This is a genomic window from Hymenobacter sp. HSC-4F20, assembly GCF_019599275.1.
Classification (GTDB): Bacteria; Bacteroidota; Bacteroidia; order Cytophagales; family Hymenobacteraceae; genus Hymenobacter.
In genome coordinates this window covers 86,750-108,404 of sequence record NZ_JAHZTD010000001.1, presented here as the reverse complement: position 1 = coordinate 108,404, position 21,655 = coordinate 86,750, and the positions used below count along the sequence as shown (strand labels likewise).

Here is a 21,655-nt window from a genome sequence, read left to right as displayed (position 1 = left end):
TCCCCGGAATACCATGACTTCCCAGCGTTCGGCTTACCCCTTCCTGCTCAGATTTCTCAGCTATTTTATCACGGGCTTACTGCTGCGCTTGGCCGTCGGGCTTCAGCCGGTGTGGTGGGCGGCGTGGCTGGCACCGGCCTTGCTGCTGGGCCTGGCCTTCCGGACGCCGGCTGGGTCGGTGCGCTGGCTGGTGGCCCTGGCGGCGCTGGTGGGGGTCAGCACCAATTTTTCGTACTACCAACTGGTGATGCCGGGGCCGGCGGCCGTAGCCGTGGTACTGGCGCAAAACCTGCTGTGGACCTTTATCGTGACGACAACCCGCCGCCTGGTAGTGCGCTACCAGGCCGGGTGGACGGTTTTGGTGTATCCGGTGCTGTGGGTGATGCTGGACACGCTGATGGCGGCTTTGCTGCCGGACGGCAACTGGGGTAGTCTGGCCTATTCACAAGCCGCCCAGTTGCCGCTGCTGCAGCTTACCTCCTTGTGTGGCGTAGCGGGCCTGCTGTTTCTGGTTGCGCTGGTACCGGCGGCGCTGGCCGTGGCCGGTACGTACGGCTGGCGCCTGCGCGGGGCGGCCAGTGTTTACGCCACTACGGCCCTGCTGCTGATAGCGGCGCTTAGCTTCGGGGTGTGGCGCCTGCAACGCCCCCTCACGGGCCCGACAACAACTTTTGGCCTCGTTGCCATTGATGATGCTATTGGCTTCCGGGCCTCGGTAGCCTACGGGGCTAACATCCGGCGCCAGTATGAGCAGCACGTTGCCACCCTGGCCGCGCAAGGCGCCCAGGTGGTGGTACTACCCGAGAAACTAGCGGTGCTGCCTCCGGCTCAGGCCCGGCAGTGGCAGCAGCAATTCGGGGCCCTGGCGGCCCGCCACCACGTATGGCTGGAAGTAGGCGTAGGCACCGACGACGGTCAGCAGCGCCGCAACTTGCTGTGGCTGTTTACCCCCGCCGGCCAGCTCAGCGCCTCCTACCAGAAGCACTACCTGGCCCCACCGGAGCGCGAGTTCAGCGCCGGCCGCGCCTACGACGTACGCCTGATTAAGGGGCAACCCTATGGCCTCGCCATTTGCAAAGACATGCACTTTGCCGCGCTGGGCCGCGCCTATGGCCTCCGGCGGGCGGCCGTATTGCTGGTGCCGGCCTGGGATTTTACCCTGGATGGCTGGCTTGCCTCCCGTATGACGGCCACCCGGGGCGTTGAAAACGGATATACCGTGGTGCGGGCCGCGCGCGAAGGCTGGCTAACTGTCAGTGATGCCTACGGCCGCGTGCTGGCCCAGCAAGTCAGCCACTCCCTGCCGGGCAGCACCCTGCTGGTAAGCGTACCGGTAGCTGCGCCCGTGGCTACCCTCTACACCCGCGTGGGCAATGTGCTGGGCTGGCTCTGCGTGGCCGGTGGCACCGGCTTTCTGCTGCTAAGCCTACGCGCCAGACGTAGCCCTGACCGGTACATCGTTACTTCAGCTGCCTGAACTTGCGCCGGATGACTTCCTGCACGGGCACGTTCTCAATCTTGCTTTCCAGCCAGGAAATGATGTCGAGGTAGAGGAAAGGGCGACGCTCGTAAGGGTTTTCGGCAATGCGAATCAGCTGGTTTTTGAGCTTGCTGAAAGCGTCTTTCACCTGAGAAGGAGCCACGTCGCCGAGGGTGCGCAGAAACTGGAAGATGGCCTCCTGCATCTGCTGCTGGTCGTTCATTTTGCCCAGGAAGCGGTACACCGAGCGAATCTGGTAGTCCAGGGCCTCGTCGCGGCCGGCCTCGTAGTGGGCAATCAGGTTGAGGATGCGGGCAAAGCACTGAATGTCTTCGCGCAGGCTCATTTCCTTAAAGTAAATCACCTTGTTAAGGTACTCAATGGCCTTGTCGGGCTGCCCGCTGCCGAAGTAGAGGCTGGCAATTTTGTAGTAGAACACCAGGCGCCGGTGCGAATCAAGCTGAATGCGGAAGTAATCCAACTTTTCCAGCAACTCCGGAATAATGGTAAGGCCTTCCGTGAACTGCCCGCGCATGAAATACCCGTTGAGCCGATTCGTGTAGATGTACAGAAACAGCAGCATTTCAATGTTGGGGCTGGTACGCCGGTCGGGGTCGGCGGCGTAGGCTTCCAGCTCCGCCAGCACCTGCTCAAACTTGCTATAATACAACAGGTTGTGGGCCGTAATCAGCAGATTGTGCAGGCCTTTGATGTAGAGCATCGGCTGCTGTTCGCGCATCAGCAGGTTGTTCTCAAACAAATCCACCCACTTCTGGGCATAGCGGAAACACAGGCGAAAATTCTGGGTGATGGTGTAGTACCAGACGTGGGCCTGGTAGTAGTACAGCTGCTCGTAGAAACCGGCCTGCCGGGGGTCTAGCACGGGCAAACCCTCGCGGAAGTACGCCGTGATTTTGTCGTAGTCCTGCTGGTTGCGGGTGTGCCCAATTTTCAGGTAGCGCCCGTACATGCGCAAGGCCAGGTTCGAGAGCTCATGCTCGCGCGCAACGTGCCGCACCGTATCCGTGGCCTCATCCGACAGCTCCCGGGCCCGGCCGCGGAGGCTGCGCGTGATGTACTGACCCTCAATCAGCTTCTCGAAATCCAGCGCCAGCAACACAATATGTTTCATTTCGGCCTGCTGGGCCGTGGCCTTCACCTTTTCCAGCATGCGCAGGCTCTGCTGGTACAAGCCGCGGTTGTAAAGCACGCGGGCGTAATCAAGCTGCTCGTGAAGCTGAATATCGAGGTTGTGGCCGGCGTGGTACATGCGCAAACTGGCCAGCAGCTGCCGGTAGAGGTTGGCCTTGAGGTTGGCTACTTGTACTTTTTTGATGGCCGGCACCTGGGCCAGCACCCGCTCCTCATCGTAGCGTTCCTGCCCATCGAGGGCATCGAAAAGCTGCAGAAACTTCAGCCCGTCAGAGGAGCCCTGCCGGTTGGCAAACAGGCGGAAGTGCCGCTTTTCGGTGCGGGTCAGGGTCTTGATGAGCTGAAAAACCGGGTCGGTATTTTCGTTGGGCATTGTAGTTAGCCAAAAGTCAAATTATTGGTTATAAATTACTTACAATCATTATATAAAGATTTTGAAATAGTATCTAAGCAAGAAAAAAGTTTTACTCATGCTTACCAGCTGTGGTACTTGCAGGCATCCTAGCGCTGTAAAGATGATATGCCCGAGCATTTTTCCACCTCCTGGTCTGGACTATTTCTTCCGCTAGCTGCCCCAGGGCGGCCAGCTACCCGCCCTGGGGCAACGCCCGCCGGACGCACCAGCAGCGGCCGGCACGCCCCGAAAAGAATAGAACCCAGCCAAGTCGCCGCCGAGCTTTCGTTTTCCGCTTGTACTACCCCTGCTTTCCCCTGTTGCCTGCCATGAAACCTGCTGTTCTTCTCGTGCTATCGGTCATTATGCTGCCGCTTCCAGGCTGAAAGAAACTGCGTGTTCATCATCACAGCAAGCCTTTCTTAGCCTGGTGCTGAGGAAGGCTTTTTTCATAGCTGACACTTATTCTCTCCCTACCCCCTCTACCTCTATGTACTACACCAGTAACACCGTTGCCTTTCTGGATGGCGAGTTTGTATCGGCCGAGCAGGCTACCTGTGGGGTGTATGCCCAGTCGCTGCACTATGGCTACGCCGTGTTTGAAGGCATCCGGGCGTACAACACCCCGGCCGGGGCGCGCATCTTCAAGGCCGAGGAGCACTACCAGCGGCTGCACTACTCGTGCAAGTGCGTTGGCTTGCCCCTAGAATACTCGGTGGAGGAGCTCACGCGCATCAGCTACGAGGTGCTGGAGCGCAACAACCTGACGGACGCCTACATCCGGCCGCTGGTGTACGCTGCTACCCCCAACATGAGCCTGAAAGCCGCCAACAGCAGCAACGTGCTGATTGCGGTGTGGGAATGGGGCAAGTACCTCGGCGACCAGCTGCTGCGCTTGACCATCTCGCCCTACGAGCGACCGAACCCCAAGGCCGTGCCCATCGAGGCGAAAGTAGCCGGCCACTACGTCAACTCCATCATTGCCAGCACCGAGGCCAAAGGCCGCGGCTACGATGAGGCCCTGCTGCTGGACATGAACGGGTACGTAGCCGAAGGCCCCGGCGCTAACTTCTTCTTTGAGCGCGACGGCGAGCTGTACACGGCACCCCAGGGCAGCATTCTGCGCGGCATCACGCGCAATACCATTATTGATCTGGCCCGGGAGGCCGGCATCACGGTGCACGAAAAGTTTTTCACGCCCGAGGAGTTGCGCACGGCTTCGGCTGCCTTCATGACGGGCACTGCCGCCGAGGTCATCGGCATTGCTTCGGTAGACGACATCAGCTTCAACACCCCCTTCCAGCAAACCATCGGTGGCATGCTTGCCAGCCACTACCAAGCGCTGGTAACGGGGCAAGCCGTGAGCCGCAACGCCAGCTTCGCAGAGCAAGCTTAGTAGTGGCCTACCACAATACTACCTATCATGCTGAGCGCAGTCGAAGCATCTCTACCGTTTTATCAGAATGTCATGTCGAGCTTGTCGAGACATCTCGCGTGCTGACGTTGTGGTACTAACCCAACGATTCGAGCGAGATGCCTCGACCAGCTCGACAGGACGGCCTATTCCTCCCCTACAGTAGTACAACCACCACCCAATGACCCTGAACAAATACAGCCGCATCTACACCCAGGACGACAGCCTGCCGGCGTCCCAAGCCATGCTTATTGGCTCGGGCCTCTCGGATGCTGATTTGCACAAGCCGTTTGTAGGCATTTGCTCCACGGGCTTCGAGGGCAACACCTGCAACATGCACCTGAACGGCCTGGCCGACCAAGTGAAGGTAGGCGTGCAGGAGCAGGGGCTGGTGGGGCTGCGGTTTAACACCATTGGGGTGTCGGATGGCATTACCAACGGCACGGCCGGCATGCGCTACTCCCTGGTTTCCCGGGAAATCATTGCTGATTCCATTGAGGCCATGGCCGGGGCGCACAACTACGATGCCCTGGCCTGCGTGATGGGCTGCGACAAGAATATGCCGGGTGCCCTCATTGCCATGGCGCGCCTGAACCGCCCTTCCCTGATGGTGTACGGGGGCACGATTAAGGGCGGCACGTTCAAGGGCCAGCAGCTCAACATTGTGTCGTGCTTTGAGGCCTACGGCAAAAAGCTGCAGGGGCAGATATCGGACGAGGATTACCGGGGCATCATCCACAATGCCTGCCCCGGGCCCGGCGCCTGCGGCGGCATGTACACGGCGAATACCATGGCGGCGGCCATCGAAACGCTGGGCATGAGCGTCCCGTTTTCCTCGTCCTCCCCGGCGGTTAGCCAGGAGAAGCAGCAGGAGTGCCTCACGGCCGGCGCCTACCTGCGCCGCCTGCTGGAGCTTGACCTCAAGCCCCGCGACATTCTGGTGCGCGAGGCCTTTGAAAATGCCCTGGTGATGACCACCGTGCTCGGCGGCTCTACCAATGCCGTGCTCCACCTCATTGCCATTGGCCACGCTGCCGGTGTGCACCTCACGATGGAGGACTTTCAGGCCGTGAGCAACCGTACGCCGGTTTTGGCCGACCTCAAACCCAGCGGCAAGTACCTGATGGAAGACCTCTCGGCCCTGGGCGGCGTGCCCGCCGTGATGAAAACCCTGCTGAACCTAGGCCTGCTCCACGGCGACCTGTTGACGGTAACGGGCCAAACCCTCGCCGAAAACTTGGCCGACGTGCAGCCTTTGGGCGCCGAGCAGGATCTGCTCCGCCCCCTCAGCAACCCCATCAAAGCCGACGGTCACATTCAGATTCTGTATGGCAACCTGGCCGAAAGGGGTGCGGTGGCTAAAATCACGGGCAAGGAAGGCCTACGGTTTGAGGGCCCGGCCATTGTATTCAACTCCGAAGAAGAGCTGAACGAAGGCATCACGCAGGGCAAGATTCAGCCCGGTCAGGTCGTCGTGATTCGCTACGTAGGGCCCAAGGGCGGGCCGGGCATGCCGGAAATGCTCAAGCCTACCTCGGCCATTATTGGAGCTGGCCTGGGCGACAAGGTAGCCTTGATTACCGATGGCCGCTTCTCGGGTGGCACGCACGGCTTCGTGATTGGGCACGTCTGCCCCGAGGCCTACGACGGCGGCACCATTGCGCTGGTAGAAAACGGCGACTGGATTGTGCTGGACGCTGGTGCCAATACCATTGACGTGCAGGTAGATGACGCCTTGCTGGAGCTACGCCGCCAGCAGTGGCAGCGGCCCCGGCCCAACGTGCAACAAGGCGTGCTGCTGAAGTATATCCGCACCGTGAGCGACGCGAGCCGCGGCTGTATCACCGATTACCAGGAAGACCATGTACTTAAACCTACCACCCCAGCCCGTGCCAACCTCGCCTGAAACGGCCGTAGCCACGGCGGAGCCGGCTACTCAGACGCTTTCGGGAGCCCAGGCCACCCTGCATGCCCTGCTGGCGGAGGGCGTGGACACCGTGTTCGGCTACCCTGGCGGCGCCATCATCCCGATTTATGATGCGCTCTACGACTTCCAGGAGCAGCTCAACCACGTGCTGGTGCGCCACGAGCAGGGCGGCATTCACGCGGCCCAGGGCTACGCGCGTTCGTCGGGCAAGGTGGGGGTAGTGTTTGCCACCAGCGGCCCCGGCGCCACCAACCTCGTGACGGGCCTGGCCGATGCCCAGATTGACAGCACGCCGCTGGTGTGCATCACCGGCCAGGTTTTCGCGCATTTGCTCGGTACCGATGCCTTCCAGGAAACCGACATCATCAACATCACGACCCCTGTTACCAAGTGGAACCACCAGGTGACGGATGCCAGTGAAATTCCGGAGGCGCTGGCCAAAGCCTTCTACATCGCGCGCAGCGGCCGGCCCGGTCCGGTCCTGATCGACATTACCAAAAACGCCCAGATGCAGAAGGCGGAGTTTGCGCCGTACCAGCCCTGCACCCACATTCGCAGCTACCGGCCTCGGCCACTTGTGCGCCCGGAGTACGTGGCGCAGGCGGCGGCGCTCATCAACCAGGCCAAGCGCCCCTTGGTACTGTGGGGCCAGGGCGTGTTGCTGGGCCAGGCGGAGCAGGAGTTCAAGCAGTTCATTGAGAAAAGCGGCATTCCGGCGGCCTGGACCATTCTGGGCGCGGGCGTGCTACCCACCGGCCACCCCCTGAATGTGGGCATGCTGGGCATGCACGGCAACTACGGCCCCAACGTGCTGACCAACGAGTGTGACGTGCTTATTGCCATTGGTATGCGCTTCGACGACCGGGTAACCGGCCGCCTCGACAAATACGCCAAACAGGCCCAGGTGATTCACCTCGACATCGACCCCACCGAAATCGACAAGAACGTGAAGGCCACGGTGCCGGTGTGGGGCGACTGCAAGGAAACCCTACCCCTGCTCACGGAGCTAGTGGAAGCCCGCACGCATCCTGAGTGGCGCCAACGCTTCCAGGACCACGACGCGGAGGAAATAGCGGCCGTTATTCAGGATGAGCTGTTCCCGACCTCCGACGAGCTAACCATGGGCGAGGTGATTCAGCAGTTGAATGAGCTGACCCAGGGCGAAGCCATCATTGTAACCGACGTAGGCCAGCACCAGATGGTGGCTTGCCGCTACGCCAAGCTCAACCACACCCGCAGCAACATTACCAGCGGTGGCCTGGGCACCATGGGCTTTGCCCTGCCCGCCGCCATCGGGGCCAAGTTTGGCGCCCCGGCGCGCACGGTAATAGCCGTTATCGGCGACGGGGGCATTCAGATGACGATTCAGGAGTTGGGCACCATCATGCAAACGGGCGTGAACGTGAAAATCCTGCTGCTCAACAACCAGTTTCTGGGCATGGTGCGTCAGTGGCAGGAGTTGTTCCACGACCGGCGCTACTCCTTCGTGGATATTGCCAGCCCCGACTACGTGACCGTGGCCCGCGGCTACCGCATTGCCGGCCGCCGCGTCGACAACCGCCTGGCGCTGCAACCCGCCCTGCGCGAGATGCTGGAACACCCCGGCTCCTTCCTGCTGGAGGTGATGGTGACCCGCGAAAACAACATCTTTCCCATGGTGCCCCAAGGCTGTGGCGTGGGCGAAATCCGGTTGCGGTAAAGCGGTGATATCCCCCCAATAAGGCCGTCATGCTGCGCGCAACCGAAGCATCTCTACCTCTGGCTACTTAACGGAGGTAGCAACGAGAACCGCTCCATAGCCCAGGGTTTAAACCCTGGGCTAGTGAACGACCAACGAAGCGGGAGAGCTGCTTCGACAAGCGGACGCCAGAGTCAGCGTGACGTTCTAATTAGTAGTCAATACCATGCACCAGCAATCCATCGACCAGCGGGAGTACAACATCACGGCCTACACCGAGAACCAGGTGGGGCTGCTGAACCGCATTGCCATCATCTTCTCGCGGCGCAAAATCAACATTGAGAGCCTCAACACGTCGCCTTCGGAAATCGAGGGGATTCACCGCTTCAACATGGTGGTAGTGGAAACCGAGGAGGTAGTGCGCAAAATTGCCCGCCAGATTGAAAAGCAAGTGGAGGTCCTCAAGGTCTACTTCAACCCGAACGAGGAAGTCATCTGGCAGGAAATGGCCCTCTACAAAGTGCCCACCGACATCATTGCCGATCGGGCCATTGTGGAGCGGCTGCTGCGGGAGCATGGCGCCCGCGCCGTGGTTATCCGCAAGGACTATACGGTGTTTGAAACCACCGGCCACCGCGAAGAAACCGACAAGCTCCTGACGGTGCTCCAGCCCTACGGCCTCATCGAATTTGTTCGCTCGGCGCGCATTGCCATCATCAAAAACAGCCAGGGGTTCCACCACAAGCTCCGCGAGTTTGAGCGCACCGAGCCCAGCCCCGAGGTCCGCGAAAACGACTACCTCAACAGCCGCGACAAGGTCTTCACCATGTAACCCTACCGCTCACCACAGCAACTCAAATTCATCTTCCAACCCAATACTCAACATCATGGCAACCATCAACTTTGGCGGCGTAGAAGAGCACGTAGTTACCCGCGACGAATTTCCTCTGGAGAAAGCCCGCGCAATTCTGAAAGACGAAGTTATTGCCGTGATTGGCTACGGTGTGCAGGGCCCCGGCCAGGCGCTGAACCTGCGCGACAACGGCTTTAACGTCATCATCGGGCAGCGCCGCGACTCCGCTTCCTGGAGCAAGGCCGAAGCCGATGGCTGGGTAGAAGGCGAAACCCTGTTTGACATCGAAGAAGCCGCCGAACGGGGCACCATCATCGCCAACCTGCTCTCCGATGCCGGCCAGATTGCAGTGTGGCCTACCCTCAAAGCCAAGCTGACACCCGGCAAAACGCTCTACTTCTCCCACGGCTTCGGCATCACCTTCAACGACCAAACCGGCATTGTGCCGCCCGCGGATATAGATGTAGTGCTGGTAGCGCCCAAGGGCAGCGGCACCAGCCTGCGCCGCCTGTTTGTGGCCGGCGGCGGCCTGAACTCGTCGTTTGCCGTGTTCCAGGATGCCACCGGACAGGCCTACGACAAGGCTATTGCCCTGGGCATTGGGGTAGGCTCGGGCTACCTGTTTGAAACCGACTTCAAGCGCGAAGTGTACTCCGACCTCACCGGCGAGCGGGGCGTGCTGATGGGTGCGTTGGCCGGTATCATCGAGGCCCAATACCAGGTGCTGCGCCAGCGCGGCCACTCCCCTTCCGAGGCCTTCAACGAAACCGTGGAAGAACTTACCCAGAGCCTGGTGCCGCTGGTCGGCGAAAACGGCATGGACTGGATGTTCAGCAACTGCTCCGTAACCGCCCAGCGCGGCGCCCTCGACTGGAAAGGCCGCTTCCGCGAGGCTACCCTACCCGTACTAAATGAGCTATACGACAGCGTGGCCTCGGGCAAAGAGGCGGCCCGCACCATCCAGCGCGGCTCCACGCCCGGCTACCGCCAAGAGCTGGAAGCCGAGCTGAAGGAAGTACGCGAGTCGGAGCTGTGGCAGACGGGCGCCATCGTGCGCGAGCTGCGCTCCAAAGCCACTGAGAAAGTAGAGGAAGGCTTCGCGCTTTCCGCGGATACAAACTAGCGGATGGGCTAGTTCTTCCCGCTTGTCAGCCTGAGCGGGAGCGAAGGACCTTTACCCCTGACTACTGTTTGGATTAGTACGGCGGTAGAGGTCCTTCGCTCCGCTCAGGATGACAAACGGAGGAAGCTTATCTGTCTTACTCCCTACCCCTTATGGAATCAGAAACCCTTACCTCCGCGCCAACGGTACGGCTGGAAAATGTGGAACGGGCCGCGCGCACGCTGGATGGCGTCATTTATAAAACGCTGCTGCAACATAACCTAGGCCTATCGGAAGCTTATGGCGCGCAGGTGTACCTGAAGCGGGAAGACCTGCAAGTGGTGCGTTCCTACAAAATCCGGGGGGCGTATAACAAGATGGCCGGGCTGAGTCAGGGGCAGTCGGGGCAGGATGTGGTGTGCGCCAGCGCGGGCAACCACGCGCAGGGAGTGGCCTACGCCTGTCAGCTGCTAGGGCTACGGGGCCACATCTTCATGCCCGCCCAAACTCCGGCGCAGAAGGTAAGCAAGGTGCGGTTGTTTGGGAAAGAGCAGGTAGAAGTCATCCTGACCGGCGCTACCTTCGATGACACCTACCAGGCAGCCAAAGACTTCTGCGACCAGCGCGGCAGCACCTTCGTGCACCCCTTCGACGACCTGGCCATTGTAGAAGGCCAGGCCACCGTGGGCCTGGAGATTCTCCGCGACGCCCCCGGCCCCATTGACTATTGCTTTATGCCCATTGGTGGCGGGGGCCTGGCCTCGGGCGTGGGCAGCGTGTTTCGGCAACTGAGCCCCCGCACCAAGCTCATTGGTGTGCAGCCGCTGGGCGCGCCCTCCATGCAACGCGCCATCCAGACTGGCTTACGCCAACCGCTGGAGCACATCGAGAGCTTCGTGGACGGCGCCGCCGTGAAGTGCCCCGGCGAACTGACGTTTGAGCTGTGCCGGGAACTGCTGGACGAGGTGACCTTGGTGCCGGAAGGCCAGGTGTGCGAGGACCTGCTGAAGATGTACAACGAGGAAGGCATTGTGCTGGAACCGGCGGGCACGCTCAGCGTCTCGGCCCTGCACCAGTACGCCGACCAGATCCGGGGCAAAACCGTAGTGTGCGTGCTCAGCGGCTCCAACAACGACATCACCCGCATGGAGGACATCAAGGAGCGCGCCATGCGCCACCAGGGCCGCAAGCACTACTTCCTGGTGACCTTCAACCAGAAGCCCGGCGCCCTTCGCCGCTTCGTCAACCACGTCCTCCACGAAGGCGACGACATCATCCAGTTCCAATACATCAAGAAGAACAACAAGGAAAAAGGCCCCGTCTTTATCGGCCTCGAGGTCCAGCGCCCCCACGACATAGAAGGCATCCGGCTGCGCATGGTGGCTGAGGGGTTTTCGTACGAGTATCTAAACGGGAAGCAGGATTTCCTGAGTTTGTTGGTGTAGGTAGATAGTTTGGTTAAAGCACGCAGCATATTGCGCGCTACGTGTTATCAACTGTAGAGACGCGACACTTCGCGTCTCTACAGTTGCTGATGCTGTTTATCCGGATGGTATCGACCTGGCGCTGAGACGCAAACCAAAGGTCAGCGGAGCTAAGGGCAGCGTCTCTACAAGTGACGTTCTACTTGGTGTTGGCAATTGTATTTTGTTTGAACATAAATTTCTTTCTGTCAAGCATTTACAAAACAAAAGTCAACTTTTAGAAATAGTAGGCGTGCCGATAGGTGGTTTTCACTGCCACGGCGGGGCCATGTACTTGCGGGCAGCAACTTTCGCTGACTGAACCCTACTGAACATGGCAACTCAGAAAATCCACATCTTCGACACAACCCTGCGCGACGGGGAACAGGTGCCGGGCTGCAAGCTGAACCGGGACGAAAAACTGCTGATTGCCCGCCAGCTAGAGCTACTGGGCGTAGATGTGATTGAGGCCGGTTTTCCGGTGTCGAGCCCCGGCGACTTTGCGGCGGTAGCGGCCATTGCGGCCCAAACGCGCTACGCTACCGTCTGCGGCCTTTCCCGGGCAGTGGAGAATGACATTATTACGGCGGCCGAAGCCTTGAAATCGGCCAAGTACCCGCGCATTCACACCGGTATCGGCACCTCCGATTCGCACATCCAGTTCAAGCTGTGCACTACCCCCGAGAAAGTGCTGGAGCGCGCCGTGGCCGCCGTGAAACTGGCCAAGTCTTTTGTGGAAGATGTAGAGTTTTACGCCGAAGACGCCGGCCGCACCGATAATGAGTTTCTGGCCCGCGTCTGTGAGGCCGCTATTCGCGCCGGCGCTACCGTGCTCAACATTCCGGATACTACCGGCTACTGCCTGCCCAGCGAGTACGGAGCCAAGATTAAGTACCTGGCGGATAACGTGCGCGGCATTGAGCACGTGCGCCTTTCCACCCACTGCCACAACGATTTGGGCATGGCCACGGCCAATTCCATTGCGGGTGTGCTGGGCGGCGCCCGGCAGGTAGAGTGCACCATCAATGGCGTGGGCGAGCGGGCCGGCAATACGGCCCTGGAAGAAGCCGTAATGGTGCTGCGCCAGCATCCCTACCTCAACTTCGAGACGGGCATCAATACCAAGCTGCTCGCCGAAACCTCAGCCATGGTGTCGCACCTGATGAGCATGCCGGTGCAGCCGAACAAGGCCATTGTGGGCGCCAACGCGTTTTCGCACTCCAGCGGCATTCACCAGGATGGCGTCATCAAGCACCGCGAAACCTACGAAATCATCGACCCGCGCGAAGTGGGCATGCCCGATTCGGCCATTGTGCTGACCGCCCGCTCGGGCCGCGCCGCCCTGGCCTACCGCCTCCAGAAAATCGGCTACGACTTCGACCGTACCGCCCTCAACAAAGCCTACGCCTCCTTCCTTATCCTCGCCGACCGCCAAAAAGAGGTGGTAGACGAGGATTTGCACGTAATGGTGGAGCAGGAGCAGTTAGTGGCAGTAGGGTAGAATTAATACGAGAAGTACCGTCATGCTGAGCAGAGCCGAAGCATCTCTACCTCTGGCTAGTCAACTGGCTTAACTCCTACTCAACGAAGCGGGAGAGATGCTTCGACAAGCTCAGCATGACGTTCCGATTAACCACCCCACCCCTCTCTCATGTCGTCTAAAACCTTATTTGATAAAATTTGGGATGCGCACGTGGTGCGTGAAGTAGCTGGCGGCCTCACGGTGTTCTACATCGACCGTCACCTGATTCACGAAGTCACCAGCCCCCAGGCGTTCGACGAGCTGACGGCCCGCGTCCTTACGCTGCGCCGCCCGGAGCAGATTGTGGCTACCGCCGACCACAACGTACCCACGCGCCACCAGGACCAGCCCATTCAGGACCCGCTTTCCCGCTCCCAGGTAGATAAGCTTACCGAGAACTGCGCCAAGTTTGGGGTGGAGCTCTATGGTTTGGGCCACCAGTACCAGGGCATTGTGCACGTCATCGGGCCGGAGCTGGGCATCACGCAGCCGGGCCTGACGATGGTGTGCGGCGACAGTCACACCTCCACGCACGGGGCCTTTGGCACCATTGCCTTTGGCATCGGCACGAGCCAGGTGACGCAGGTAATGGCCTCCCAGTGCCTGCTGCTGGACAAGCCCAAGCGCATGCGCATTACCCTGGATGGCGACCTGCGGCCCGGCGTGACAGCCAAGGATTTGATTTTGTACGTCATTTCTCAGCTCGGCACTGGCGGGGCTACCGGCTATTTTGTGGAGTACGCGGGCAGCGCCATTCGAAGCCTGAGCATGGAAGGCCGCATGACGGTCTGCAACATGAGCATTGAGATGGGCGCCCGCGGCGGCCTCATCGCGCCAGATGCTACCACGTTCGAGTACCTGAAAGGCCGCCGGTTTGCCCCCCAGGGCGAGAACTGGGACCGGGCCGTAGCGCACTGGCAGACCCTGTACTCCGACGAAGATGCCGTGTTTGACGCTGAATTGCAGTTCGATGCCTCGGCCATTCAGCCCATGATAACCTACGGCACTAACCCCGGTATGGGCATTCCGCTCTCGGCCAACATTCCGGTGCTTAACGGGGGTAGCGAGGCTACCAGCTTCGATAAGTCGTTGCGCTACATGGGCTTCCAGCCGGGCGAGTCGTTGCTGGGCAAGCAGATCAACTACGTATTCATCGGCAGCTGCACCAACTCGCGCATTGAGGATTTGCGCACGGTAGCGGCCTACGTGCGGGGCAAGCAGAAGGCCGCTCACGTGGAGGCCATCATCGTGCCCGGCTCCAAGCAAGTGGAGCAGCAGGCCATTGCCGAAGGCCTCGACAAAGTACTATCCGATGCCGGTTTCGAGCTGCGCGAACCGGGCTGCAGCGCCTGCCTGGCTATGAACGACGACAAGATTCCGGCCGGTGCCTACTGCGTGTCTACCTCCAACCGCAACTTCGAAGGCCGCCAGGGCCCCGGCGCCCGCACGCTGCTAGCGTCGCCCCTGGTAGCTGCTATTACGGCCGTGGAAGGCCGCTTGGTAGACATCACGCAGTATTTGAACTAGCACTAGAATGAACTCACCTGACCGTCATGCTGAGCTTGCCAAAGCATTCCTACCTCTGACTAATCAAGTAGGATAGCAACGAAGCGGTAGAGATGCTTCGGCAAGCTCAGCATGACGGTTAGTAATACATAATCCCTGCCCCCATGGAGAAATTCCAGACGCTGCGCTCCGGCGTGGTGCCGCTTCCGATAGAAAATGTGGACACGGACCAGATCATTCCGGCGCGCTTTCTGAAGGCGACGACCCGCGAAGGATTTGGTGCCAACCTCTTTGCCGACTGGCGCTACACTGCCGACGGGCAGCCGAAGCCGGATTTTGTGCTGAACGATGCCCGTTACCAGGGCCACCAGATTCTGCTGGCGGGCAAAAACTTCGGGTGCGGCTCTAGCCGGGAACACGCCGCCTGGGCCTTGTATGATGCCGGCTTTCGGGTAGTCATCAGCAGCTACTTCGCCGATATTTTCCGGGGCAATGCCCTGAACACCGGGCTGCTGCCCCTGCAGGTTTCGGATGAGGTGTTGCAGGGTTTGTTTGACGTGGTAGCGCAGGACCCGCAGGCCGCCTTAACGGTGGATTTGCAGGAGCAAACCCTGACAGTACCCGGCTGGGCTGAAGTGATTCACTTCGAGCTGGACCCCTACAAAAAGGAGTGCCTCATTAATGGGTACGACGACATCGATTTTCTTATTAGCCAGGAGGCGGCCATCACGGCCTACGAACAGCAACGGTCATGGGTATTTTAAGCAAACGCATTGTAGTGTTGCCGGGCGACGGGATTGGTCCGGAGGTGTGTAGTGAAGCCGTGCGGGTGCTGCGAGCCGTGTCCAGCCGCTTCGGGCACGAGTTCGAGTTTGATTACCAGCTGATGGGCGCCTGCGCTATTGATGCCACCGGCTCGCCCCTCCCCGACGCTACCCTGGCCGCCTGCCGCCAGGCCGATGCCGTGCTGCTCGGGGCCATCGGCGACCCGAAGTACGACAACGACCCCACGGCCACGGTGCGCCCCGAGCAAGGGCTGCTGGGCCTGCGCAAGTCGCTCGGGTTGTACGCCAACATCCGTCCCATCACGGCCTACGACCAGCTGCTGGAACATTCCCCGCTGAAAGCCGAACGGATTCAAGGCACCGACATTCTTATTTTCCGGGAATTGACCGGTGGCATCTACTTCGGGGAGAAAGGCCGTTCGGAGGACCGCACCTGGGCCTACGACCACTGCACCTACCACCGCGACGAGATTCTGCGCATCGCGCACCGCGCCTTCAAAGCCGCCGAAACGCGCCGCCACAAGCTCACGCTCGTGGATAAGGCCAACGTGCTGGAAACCTCCCGCCTCTGGCGCGAAACCGTGCAGAGCATTGCCCCCGAGTACCCCAGCGTAGCCCTCGACTACCTGTTCGTCGACAACGCGGCCATGCAAATCATCCTGAATCCCAAGCAGTTCGATGTGATTCTCACGGAGAATATGTTCGGGGATATTATTTCGGATGAGGCCTCGGTTATTGCGGGCTCCCTGGGCCTGCTGCCGTCGGCTTCCGTAGGCGATGGAGCGGCCCTGTTCGAGCCTATCCACGGCTCCTACCCCCAGGCTAAGGGCAAAGGCATTGCCAACCCCATTGCTACCATTCTCTCGGCCGCCATGCTCCTCGACCACTTCCATCTTCAGGAGGAAGCCGACTGTGTGCGCGACGCCGTGCAGCACGCCCTCGACCAGGGAGTAGTAACGCCCGAGCTGAACCCGACCACGCTGTACAGCACCGAGCAGGTGGGCAACTTCATTGCCTACAGCGTGCTCGACATTGCCGACTGTGAGGTGCACCGCAACAACATCAAGCTCGGCATGAGCACCATTATTTAAAGAAATACTAGAGGATTGGGTGGGGACCCTAGCCCAGGCGGCCGGCAGCAGTGCCGACGCCTGGGCTTTCTTGTTGCAGCCAGCCAGTGGCGCAGAGCACTTGCTGTGGGTAGCGCTGCTGATGCTGAACCGCCAGCAGAGAGTCGTGCAACAACCCGCGAAGCAGAACCGTTGCGCTCCGGCTCGGGGCGCACCTGACCGGAGCATTTCTTCCGTTTCGCCCCGCCACGGCGGCACTTCGCCCGGATTGCGCTGGAAGTGAAGGAGAGCTTTTCAGAAGTTTGACGCAGTTACTTCGCTCGTCTTATCTCTCCTACCTCCTTCTGCCATGACCAGTTCCCGCTTCCGCCTCGTTCTCATGTTGCTCACCTGCTTTCTATTCCTGACCGGCCAGCGCCGAGTGCAGGCCCAAAGCAACCCAGCGGCCCTCGCCAACGGCACTACCACCCTGCTTACCTCCGACTCGGTGCAACTGTTTGTGCAAGTGGCGGGCAAGGGCACGCCCTGCGTGTTTGTGCACGGCGGACCGGGCGCGGGCAGCTACTCCTTTGAGAAGCTGGGCGGCAACCGGCTGGAAGACCAGCTGCGCATGGTGTATTTCGACCAGCGGGGTAGCGGACGCTCGGGCAGTTCGGCCCGCAAAAACTACTCGATGGCGCGTATGGTGCAGGACCTGGAAGAGGTGCGCCAGCATTTGGGCCTGGAGAAGTGGGTGGTCATGGCGCACTCGTTTGGCGGCACCATTGCCACGGCCTACGCCACTAAATACCCCCAACGGGTGCAGGCGCTGGTGCTGGTAAACAGCGTGCTAAATCCTGCGGCCTCGCTGGAAAGCATGCTGCAATACGGCACCTCCCTGCTCCCTGCCGCCGAGCAGCCCAACGCCTCTATCCCGATGATGCAGCGCTTCGGCCTGGTGATGGGCGCGCTGCAGCAGAAGAAAATAGCCTACCAGCTCCAGTTCTCCGCCGACTCTTTGGCCGCCCGCGCCAGCCGCACCGTTCGTGCCGTGCCCGCGAACCAGGACTTTGCAACCCAGGTGTTCAGCGGCCGCCTGCCCGACTACGGCCAGGATTACGTGCCCGCCACGGCCGCGCTTACTATGCCTACCCTGGTGATTGCAGGCCAAGATGACCAAACCACAGGCGCCACGCCCCAGTCGTTTCGGTTTCCGCGGCAGCAGGTGGTAGTGCTGCCGGGCAAGCACTATTCCTTCCTGGAGCAGCCGGCGCGGTTTCGGCAGGCGGTGGTTAGCTTCGTGCAGCACCTACCCCGTAAGTCGTAACTGATGCCCCTACCCACCGCCGAGCGTCCCAACCCCATCCGCGTAAACGACCGGTGGTTTCTGCTCATCGGCATTCCGGTGCTGGCGCTGCTAGTGCTGCTGCCTCGCGGCATTCTGCACGTGCGCTCCGTGCCTATTTTTCTGCTCAACTGGGTTATTTCGATTGGCTTTACTTGCGCCTTCTGGCTCACGGGCCGGGCGTTGTGGATCGGCTTGTTCCGGCGCTTTCCACGGGTTGAGCAAACCACCCGCCGCCTGTGGCTGCTGGCCAGCATCAACACCCTGATTACTGCCGCCGTGACGCTGGTACTGGGCAGCATTGCCGGCTTGCTGCAGGGCGGGCACCTTAGCTGGTCCACGTTCTGGTATGAGTTCGGGCTGAATATGGTGCCCACGGTGGTAGTGCAGCTCATCTACGAAAGCTGGAATTTCTTCCGGCAGTGGGCCGAGAACGTGCGCCGCGCCGAGCAGCTTCAGAGCGCCGGCGTGCAAAGCCAGCTGGAGGCCCTGCAGAGCCAGCTCGACCCGCACTTTCTGTTCAACTCCCTTAATACCCTCTCGGCCCTCATCGAGCCCGAAAACGAGCCCGCCCAGCAGTTTGTGGAGCAGCTCTCCGACGTGTACCGCTACGTGCTGCTGGCCCGCGACCGGGCTACCGTACCCTTAAGCGAGGAACTGGCCTTCGTGGAAACCTACCTGGCCCTGCACAAAGCCCGCTTCCGCGACAACCTGCGGGTAGCGCAGCAGATTCCGGCCGCTGCCCTGGTCCAGCACGTAGCCCCGCTCAGTATTCAGCTGCTGGTAGAAAATGCCCTGAAGCACAACGTGGCCTCCCGGGAGCACCCCCTGAAGCTGCGCCTCACGGCCGACCTGGCGGCGGGCTATTTCACGGTAGAAAACACCCTGCGCCCGCGCACGGCGGGCCTGGCCCCCGGCACGGGCACCGGCCTCCGCAACGTGCGCCACCGCTACGAGCTGCTTGGCGCACCGCAGCCGGTAGAAGTCAGCACGGCGGCAGGGTGGTTCCGGGTGCGGCTACCCCTGCTTTTGGCGCAGTAAATCTATCAGTTTACCTGGCACACTATGAAACCACTACTTGTGCTGCTGGCCGTTTTCGGGCTGCTGGCAGCGGGCACGTATTTCTTCCAGGGCCAGGTGAACTACCTGCTGGCAGGCAACGGGGCTATGGCGGCCATGCTGGTTTTCACGGCCATCGGGCACTTTGCTTTCACGGCCCCCATGATGCAGATGCTGCCGCAGGTTCTGCCCGCCAAAAAAGCCTGGGTGCTGGCTACCGGCGTGCTGGAGCTGGCCGCAGCGGTAGGGCTGCTGGTTCCGAATTTGCGGCCGAGCACGGCGGGGTTGCTCATTGCTTTCTTCCTGCTGATTTTGCCCGCCAACATCCTGGCCGCCCAACGGCACCTCAACTACCAAACCGGCACCCTCGACGGGCCCGGCCCGCGCTACCTCTGGTTTCGGGTGCCGCTGCAGCTGTTCTTTATAGCCTGGACGTGGTACTTTGGCGCCTATCTACCGAGCCTGTCGTAGGTTCCGGAGCATTTTCTGGCTTTTCCGCTTATTCTAATGTCTGCCCTAGCTTCTTCCCATACGCCCCTGGTTATTCTGGGTAGTGCCCGCTCCGATGGCAATACCCGCCGCTTAGTTTCCCAGGTGCTAACTGAGGTTCCTCACCAACTGCTTGATCTGCAGAAGTTACCCGTGGCGGCCTACCGCTACACGCAGGACTACGCCCCCGACGACGCCTTTCTATCCATCGTTGAGCAGATGCAGCGGCACTCCGTTCTCGTGTTTGCCACCCCCGTGTATTGGTACAGCATGAGCGGAATCCTGAAAGATTTCTTCGACCGCCTGACCGACCTGACCGAAGAACCGCATAAGCGGCTAGGGCGGGGGTTGAGCGGCAAGCACGTGTTCCTGCTCGCGGTAGGCTCCGACCCGGAGTTGCCCGAAGGATTTGAAGTGCCGTTTCGCCGCACGGCGGAGTACTTCAAGATGACGTTCGAGGGCGTGCTCTACCAGTCGCTCAAACAGCCTTTCCCGGTTGAAGAAGCCCAGCAGCTAGTCCAGAAAATCAATTCCGCGGGCCAGTAAGCGCGCCTGATTGGCCGTTTCATAAGTTCACAACTTCACCATTTCACCGCTGGCATGACCGTTTTGCTGCTCGAAGATGAATACCCCGCCGCCGAGCGCCTCCAGCGCCTGCTCCAGCAGGCCGCGCCCGAAGCCCAGGTGGCAGCCGTGCTCGACAGCGTGGCCAGCGCCGTGCAGTGGCTCAGCACCCACCCCGCCCCCGACCTTATCCTTTCCGATATTCAGCTGGCCGACGGCCTGAGCCTGGAAATCTTCGACCAGTTGCTGGTGCGCAGCCCGGTCATCTTCACCACCGCCTACGACGCCTACGCCATTCGGGCCTTCAAAACCAACAGCGTCGACTACCTGCTGAAGCCGGTGAAGCTGGCCGAGCTGCAGGCCGCCCTAACCAAGCTGCGCGAGTGGCGCGCAGCCCCAGCCGCTTCCCCAGATTCTGCCCGCCGCCTGGAGCGCCTGCTCGACGCGCTTCCCCGCCCCGACCGCCAGTACAAAACCCGCTTCCTGGTGCGCAGCGGCGAGCAGCTCCTACCCCTGGCCGTGAGCCAGGTGGCCTGGTTCCAGAGCCGCCACGAAACCACTACCCTCGCCACTGCCGACAACCGCCGTTTCGTGGTCGACTATACCTTGGAGCAACTGGAAAGCCTGCTGGACCCAGCGCAGTTTTTCCGCCTCAACCGTCAGTTCATTGCCCAACTGCCCGCTGTGCAGCGCCTGCACCCCCACTTCAACGGCAAGCTGCTGCTGGAGCTGCAGCCGGCCCCCAGCGAGGAAGTGCTGGTGAGCCGGGAAAAAGCAGCAGCCGTGAAAAGCTGGCTGGAAGGGTAGAGCAGTGTGATACTCAACTGAACGTCTGCTGAGCGCAGTCGAAGCATTTTTACTGCTAGCTAATTAACCGGCCTCACCTTCTGCAACGAAGCGGTAGAGATGCTTCGACTGCGCTCAGTATGACGTTCTTTCACTTTACCGGCTTACTATATAACTACTTAATTACTATATTATCTATCCAGCCACGCTTTGAAGGCGGCTACTTTTTCCCGGCTCACCAGCACGGTGTCGTTGTCGGGGGCGGTGGGCTTGAGGACGGTTTGGAGGCGGGAGTTGGTGTAGTGGATAATGTCGTGGATGGCTTCGGCGTGGGCCAGGTAAGCGCGGTTGAGGCGGAAGAACTCCGTGGGGTCGAGCATGCCTTCGAGCTGCTCCAGGGTGTAGTCGACCACAAACTTGCGGCCTTCGCGGGTGTGCAGCAGGGTCACTTTTTCCAGGCTGGCGAAGTAGGCAATCTGCTCGACGGGAATGGCTTTCAGATGCTCGCCTACCCGCACCACAAACCGTGATTTGTACTCCTTGGCCGGCTGAGCCTGGCGCAGCACCTGGGCCAGCAGGTTGGCATCGAAGGTGGGGGTAGCGGCCTGGCGCTGGCGCTCCAGCTTGGTTAGCGCCGCCGCCAGCTCCTCCGGGTCGATGGGTTTGAGTAGGTAGTCGACGCTGTTCACCTTGAAGGCGCGCAGGGCATACTTGTCGTAGGCGGTGGTAAAGATGACCGGGCTACTGATTTCCAGGCGCTCGAACAGCTCGAAGCTCAGCCCGTCGGCCAGGTGAATATCCAGAAACAGCACGTCCGGGGCGGGGCGCAGGGCGTGCAGCAGAGCTTCGGCCTCAGCCACCGATTCGGCCGTGCCTACTACCTCTACCGGCTGGGTTTGCTTGCGCAGCAGCTCCGCAAGACGGCGGGCGGCCAGGGGCTCATCTTCAATAATCAGGGCACGAAGTGGGGTAGTAGTTGCAGGCATTGGGGGTAAGTAAGAATTCTGGCGCTAAAGCTAGCTGCCAAACGGTGTTCGAAGCGGCTTCCGGCTGGGTGTAGCGACGCCCTACTTGGCGTCTTGCCGTG

General features: G+C 60.7%; 19 protein-coding genes. 16 read left to right on the top strand and 3 right to left on the bottom strand.

Annotation, left to right across the window (positions count from 1 at the left end; genetic code table 11):
* The first annotated feature begins 13 nt into the window (after positions 1-13).
* A complete protein-coding gene (locus tag K3G63_RS00475; protein WP_220612140.1) occupies positions 14-1,477 on the top strand; it encodes a carbon-nitrogen hydrolase family protein in 1,464 nt (487 codons plus the stop codon).
* Here K3G63_RS00475 and K3G63_RS00470 read toward each other — a convergent pair.
* A complete protein-coding gene (locus K3G63_RS00470) occupies positions 1,461-3,005 on the bottom strand; it encodes a hypothetical protein (RefSeq protein ID WP_220612139.1) in 1,545 nt (514 codons plus the stop codon). The genes K3G63_RS00475 and K3G63_RS00470 overlap by 17 nt on opposite strands.
* Before the next feature lie 511 nt (positions 3,006-3,516).
* Here K3G63_RS00470 and K3G63_RS00465 point away from each other — a divergent pair.
* From K3G63_RS00465 to leuB, 10 genes are all read left to right on the top strand, one after another.
* A complete protein-coding gene (locus K3G63_RS00465; RefSeq protein WP_220612138.1) occupies positions 3,517-4,422 on the top strand; it encodes a branched-chain amino acid transaminase in 906 nt (301 codons plus the stop codon).
* A 199-nt stretch (positions 4,423-4,621) separates the two neighbouring features.
* Positions 4,622-6,346, top strand: a complete 1,725-nt coding sequence (ilvD, locus tag K3G63_RS00460; protein ID WP_220612137.1) for a dihydroxy-acid dehydratase — start codon at positions 4,622-4,624, stop codon at positions 6,344-6,346.
* Entirely contained in the window at positions 6,303-8,066 is a 1,764-nt protein-coding gene (gene ilvB, locus K3G63_RS00455) for a biosynthetic-type acetolactate synthase large subunit (protein ID WP_220612136.1), read from the top strand. The genes ilvD and ilvB overlap by 44 nt, the downstream gene beginning before the upstream one ends.
* 205 nt (positions 8,067-8,271) lie before the next feature.
* On the top strand, positions 8,272-8,877 hold the full coding sequence (gene ilvN / locus K3G63_RS00450; RefSeq protein WP_220612135.1) for an acetolactate synthase small subunit: 606 nt from the start codon (positions 8,272-8,274) through the stop codon (positions 8,875-8,877).
* 55 nt (positions 8,878-8,932) lie between these two features.
* Positions 8,933-10,021: a ketol-acid reductoisomerase gene (ilvC, locus tag K3G63_RS00445; RefSeq protein WP_220612134.1), complete on the top strand. Its 1,089-nt coding sequence runs from the start codon at positions 8,933-8,935 to the stop codon at positions 10,019-10,021.
* Positions 10,022-10,173: 152 nt separating this feature from the next.
* The gene (gene ilvA / locus K3G63_RS00440; RefSeq protein ID WP_220612133.1) at positions 10,174-11,445 is read left to right on the top strand and encodes a threonine ammonia-lyase IlvA; all 1,272 of its coding nucleotides are present in this window, start codon (positions 10,174-10,176) and stop codon (positions 11,443-11,445) included.
* A 352-nt stretch (positions 11,446-11,797) separates the two neighbouring features.
* Positions 11,798-12,964, top strand: coding sequence for a 2-isopropylmalate synthase (locus K3G63_RS00435; protein WP_220612132.1), 1,167 nt, complete (start codon positions 11,798-11,800; stop codon positions 12,962-12,964).
* Between the two features lie 150 nt (positions 12,965-13,114).
* Complete coding sequence (gene leuC, locus K3G63_RS00430) at positions 13,115-14,512, top strand: 3-isopropylmalate dehydratase large subunit (RefSeq protein WP_220612131.1); 1,398 nt, start codon at positions 13,115-13,117, stop codon at positions 14,510-14,512.
* 143 nt (positions 14,513-14,655) lie between these two features.
* On the top strand, positions 14,656-15,255 hold the full coding sequence (leuD, locus tag K3G63_RS00425) for a 3-isopropylmalate dehydratase small subunit (RefSeq protein ID WP_220612130.1): 600 nt from the start codon (positions 14,656-14,658) through the stop codon (positions 15,253-15,255).
* The gene (leuB, locus tag K3G63_RS00420) at positions 15,243-16,367 is read left to right on the top strand and encodes a 3-isopropylmalate dehydrogenase (protein ID WP_220612129.1); all 1,125 of its coding nucleotides are present in this window, start codon (positions 15,243-15,245) and stop codon (positions 16,365-16,367) included. The genes leuD and leuB overlap by 13 nt, the downstream gene beginning before the upstream one ends.
* 28 nt (positions 16,368-16,395) lie before the next feature.
* Here leuB and K3G63_RS22665 read toward each other — a convergent pair whose 3' ends face one another.
* Positions 16,396-16,518, bottom strand: a complete 123-nt coding sequence (locus tag K3G63_RS22665) for a hypothetical protein (protein WP_259404222.1) — start codon at positions 16,516-16,518, stop codon at positions 16,396-16,398.
* A 177-nt stretch (positions 16,519-16,695) separates the two neighbouring features.
* On the opposite strand from K3G63_RS22665, the gene K3G63_RS00415 reads away from it, so the two are divergent.
* The 5 genes from K3G63_RS00415 to K3G63_RS00395 are packed head-to-tail and all read left to right on the top strand — an operon-like array spanning position 16,696 to position 20,589.
* Positions 16,696-17,652 (top strand): alpha/beta fold hydrolase, encoded by a 957-nt coding sequence (locus K3G63_RS00415; protein WP_220612128.1) that lies wholly within the window; start codon positions 16,696-16,698, stop codon positions 17,650-17,652.
* 3 nt (positions 17,653-17,655) lie between these two features.
* On the top strand, positions 17,656-18,711 hold the full coding sequence (locus K3G63_RS00410) for a sensor histidine kinase (RefSeq protein ID WP_220612127.1): 1,056 nt from the start codon (positions 17,656-17,658) through the stop codon (positions 18,709-18,711).
* Positions 18,712-18,735: 24 nt separating this feature from the next.
* Positions 18,736-19,200: a DoxX family protein gene (locus tag K3G63_RS00405; RefSeq protein ID WP_220612126.1), complete on the top strand. Its 465-nt coding sequence runs from the start codon at positions 18,736-18,738 to the stop codon at positions 19,198-19,200.
* Positions 19,201-19,236: 36 nt separating this feature from the next.
* Positions 19,237-19,764, top strand: a complete 528-nt coding sequence (locus tag K3G63_RS00400) for a flavodoxin family protein (protein ID WP_220612125.1) — start codon at positions 19,237-19,239, stop codon at positions 19,762-19,764.
* A 54-nt stretch (positions 19,765-19,818) separates the two neighbouring features.
* Positions 19,819-20,589: a LytTR family DNA-binding domain-containing protein gene (locus tag K3G63_RS00395; RefSeq protein ID WP_220612124.1), complete on the top strand. Its 771-nt coding sequence runs from the start codon at positions 19,819-19,821 to the stop codon at positions 20,587-20,589.
* A gap of 170 nt (positions 20,590-20,759) precedes the next feature.
* On the opposite strand, the gene K3G63_RS00390 is transcribed toward K3G63_RS00395, so the two are convergent.
* A complete protein-coding gene (locus K3G63_RS00390) occupies positions 20,760-21,554 on the bottom strand; it encodes a LytTR family DNA-binding domain-containing protein (protein WP_220612123.1) in 795 nt (264 codons plus the stop codon).
* Between the last annotated feature and the right edge of the window lie 101 nt (positions 21,555-21,655).

Coding starts and splice junctions, on each gene's coding strand:
- K3G63_RS00475 (WP_220612140.1), top strand. CDS start 14: ATGACTTCCCAGCGTTCGGCTTACCCCTTCCTGCTCAGATTTCTCAGC.
- K3G63_RS00470 (WP_220612139.1), bottom strand. CDS start 3,005: ATGCCCAACGAAAATACCGACCCGGTTTTTCAGCTCATCAAGACCCTG.
- K3G63_RS00465 (WP_220612138.1), top strand. CDS start 3,517: ATGTACTACACCAGTAACACCGTTGCCTTTCTGGATGGCGAGTTTGTA.
- ilvD (WP_220612137.1), top strand. CDS start 4,622: ATGACCCTGAACAAATACAGCCGCATCTACACCCAGGACGACAGCCTG.
- ilvB (WP_220612136.1), top strand. CDS start 6,303: ATGTACTTAAACCTACCACCCCAGCCCGTGCCAACCTCGCCTGAAACG.
- ilvN (WP_220612135.1), top strand. CDS start 8,272: ATGCACCAGCAATCCATCGACCAGCGGGAGTACAACATCACGGCCTAC.
- ilvC (WP_220612134.1), top strand. CDS start 8,933: ATGGCAACCATCAACTTTGGCGGCGTAGAAGAGCACGTAGTTACCCGC.
- ilvA (WP_220612133.1), top strand. CDS start 10,174: ATGGAATCAGAAACCCTTACCTCCGCGCCAACGGTACGGCTGGAAAAT.
- K3G63_RS00435 (WP_220612132.1), top strand. CDS start 11,798: ATGGCAACTCAGAAAATCCACATCTTCGACACAACCCTGCGCGACGGG.
- leuC (WP_220612131.1), top strand. CDS start 13,115: ATGTCGTCTAAAACCTTATTTGATAAAATTTGGGATGCGCACGTGGTG.
- leuD (WP_220612130.1), top strand. CDS start 14,656: ATGGAGAAATTCCAGACGCTGCGCTCCGGCGTGGTGCCGCTTCCGATA.
- leuB (WP_220612129.1), top strand. CDS start 15,243: ATGGGTATTTTAAGCAAACGCATTGTAGTGTTGCCGGGCGACGGGATT.
- K3G63_RS00415 (WP_220612128.1), top strand. CDS start 16,696: ATGACCAGTTCCCGCTTCCGCCTCGTTCTCATGTTGCTCACCTGCTTT.
- K3G63_RS00410 (WP_220612127.1), top strand. CDS start 17,656: ATGCCCCTACCCACCGCCGAGCGTCCCAACCCCATCCGCGTAAACGAC.
- K3G63_RS00405 (WP_220612126.1), top strand. CDS start 18,736: ATGAAACCACTACTTGTGCTGCTGGCCGTTTTCGGGCTGCTGGCAGCG.
- K3G63_RS00400 (WP_220612125.1), top strand. CDS start 19,237: ATGTCTGCCCTAGCTTCTTCCCATACGCCCCTGGTTATTCTGGGTAGT.
- K3G63_RS00395 (WP_220612124.1), top strand. CDS start 19,819: ATGACCGTTTTGCTGCTCGAAGATGAATACCCCGCCGCCGAGCGCCTC.
- K3G63_RS00390 (WP_220612123.1), bottom strand. CDS start 21,554: ATGCCTGCAACTACTACCCCACTTCGTGCCCTGATTATTGAAGATGAG.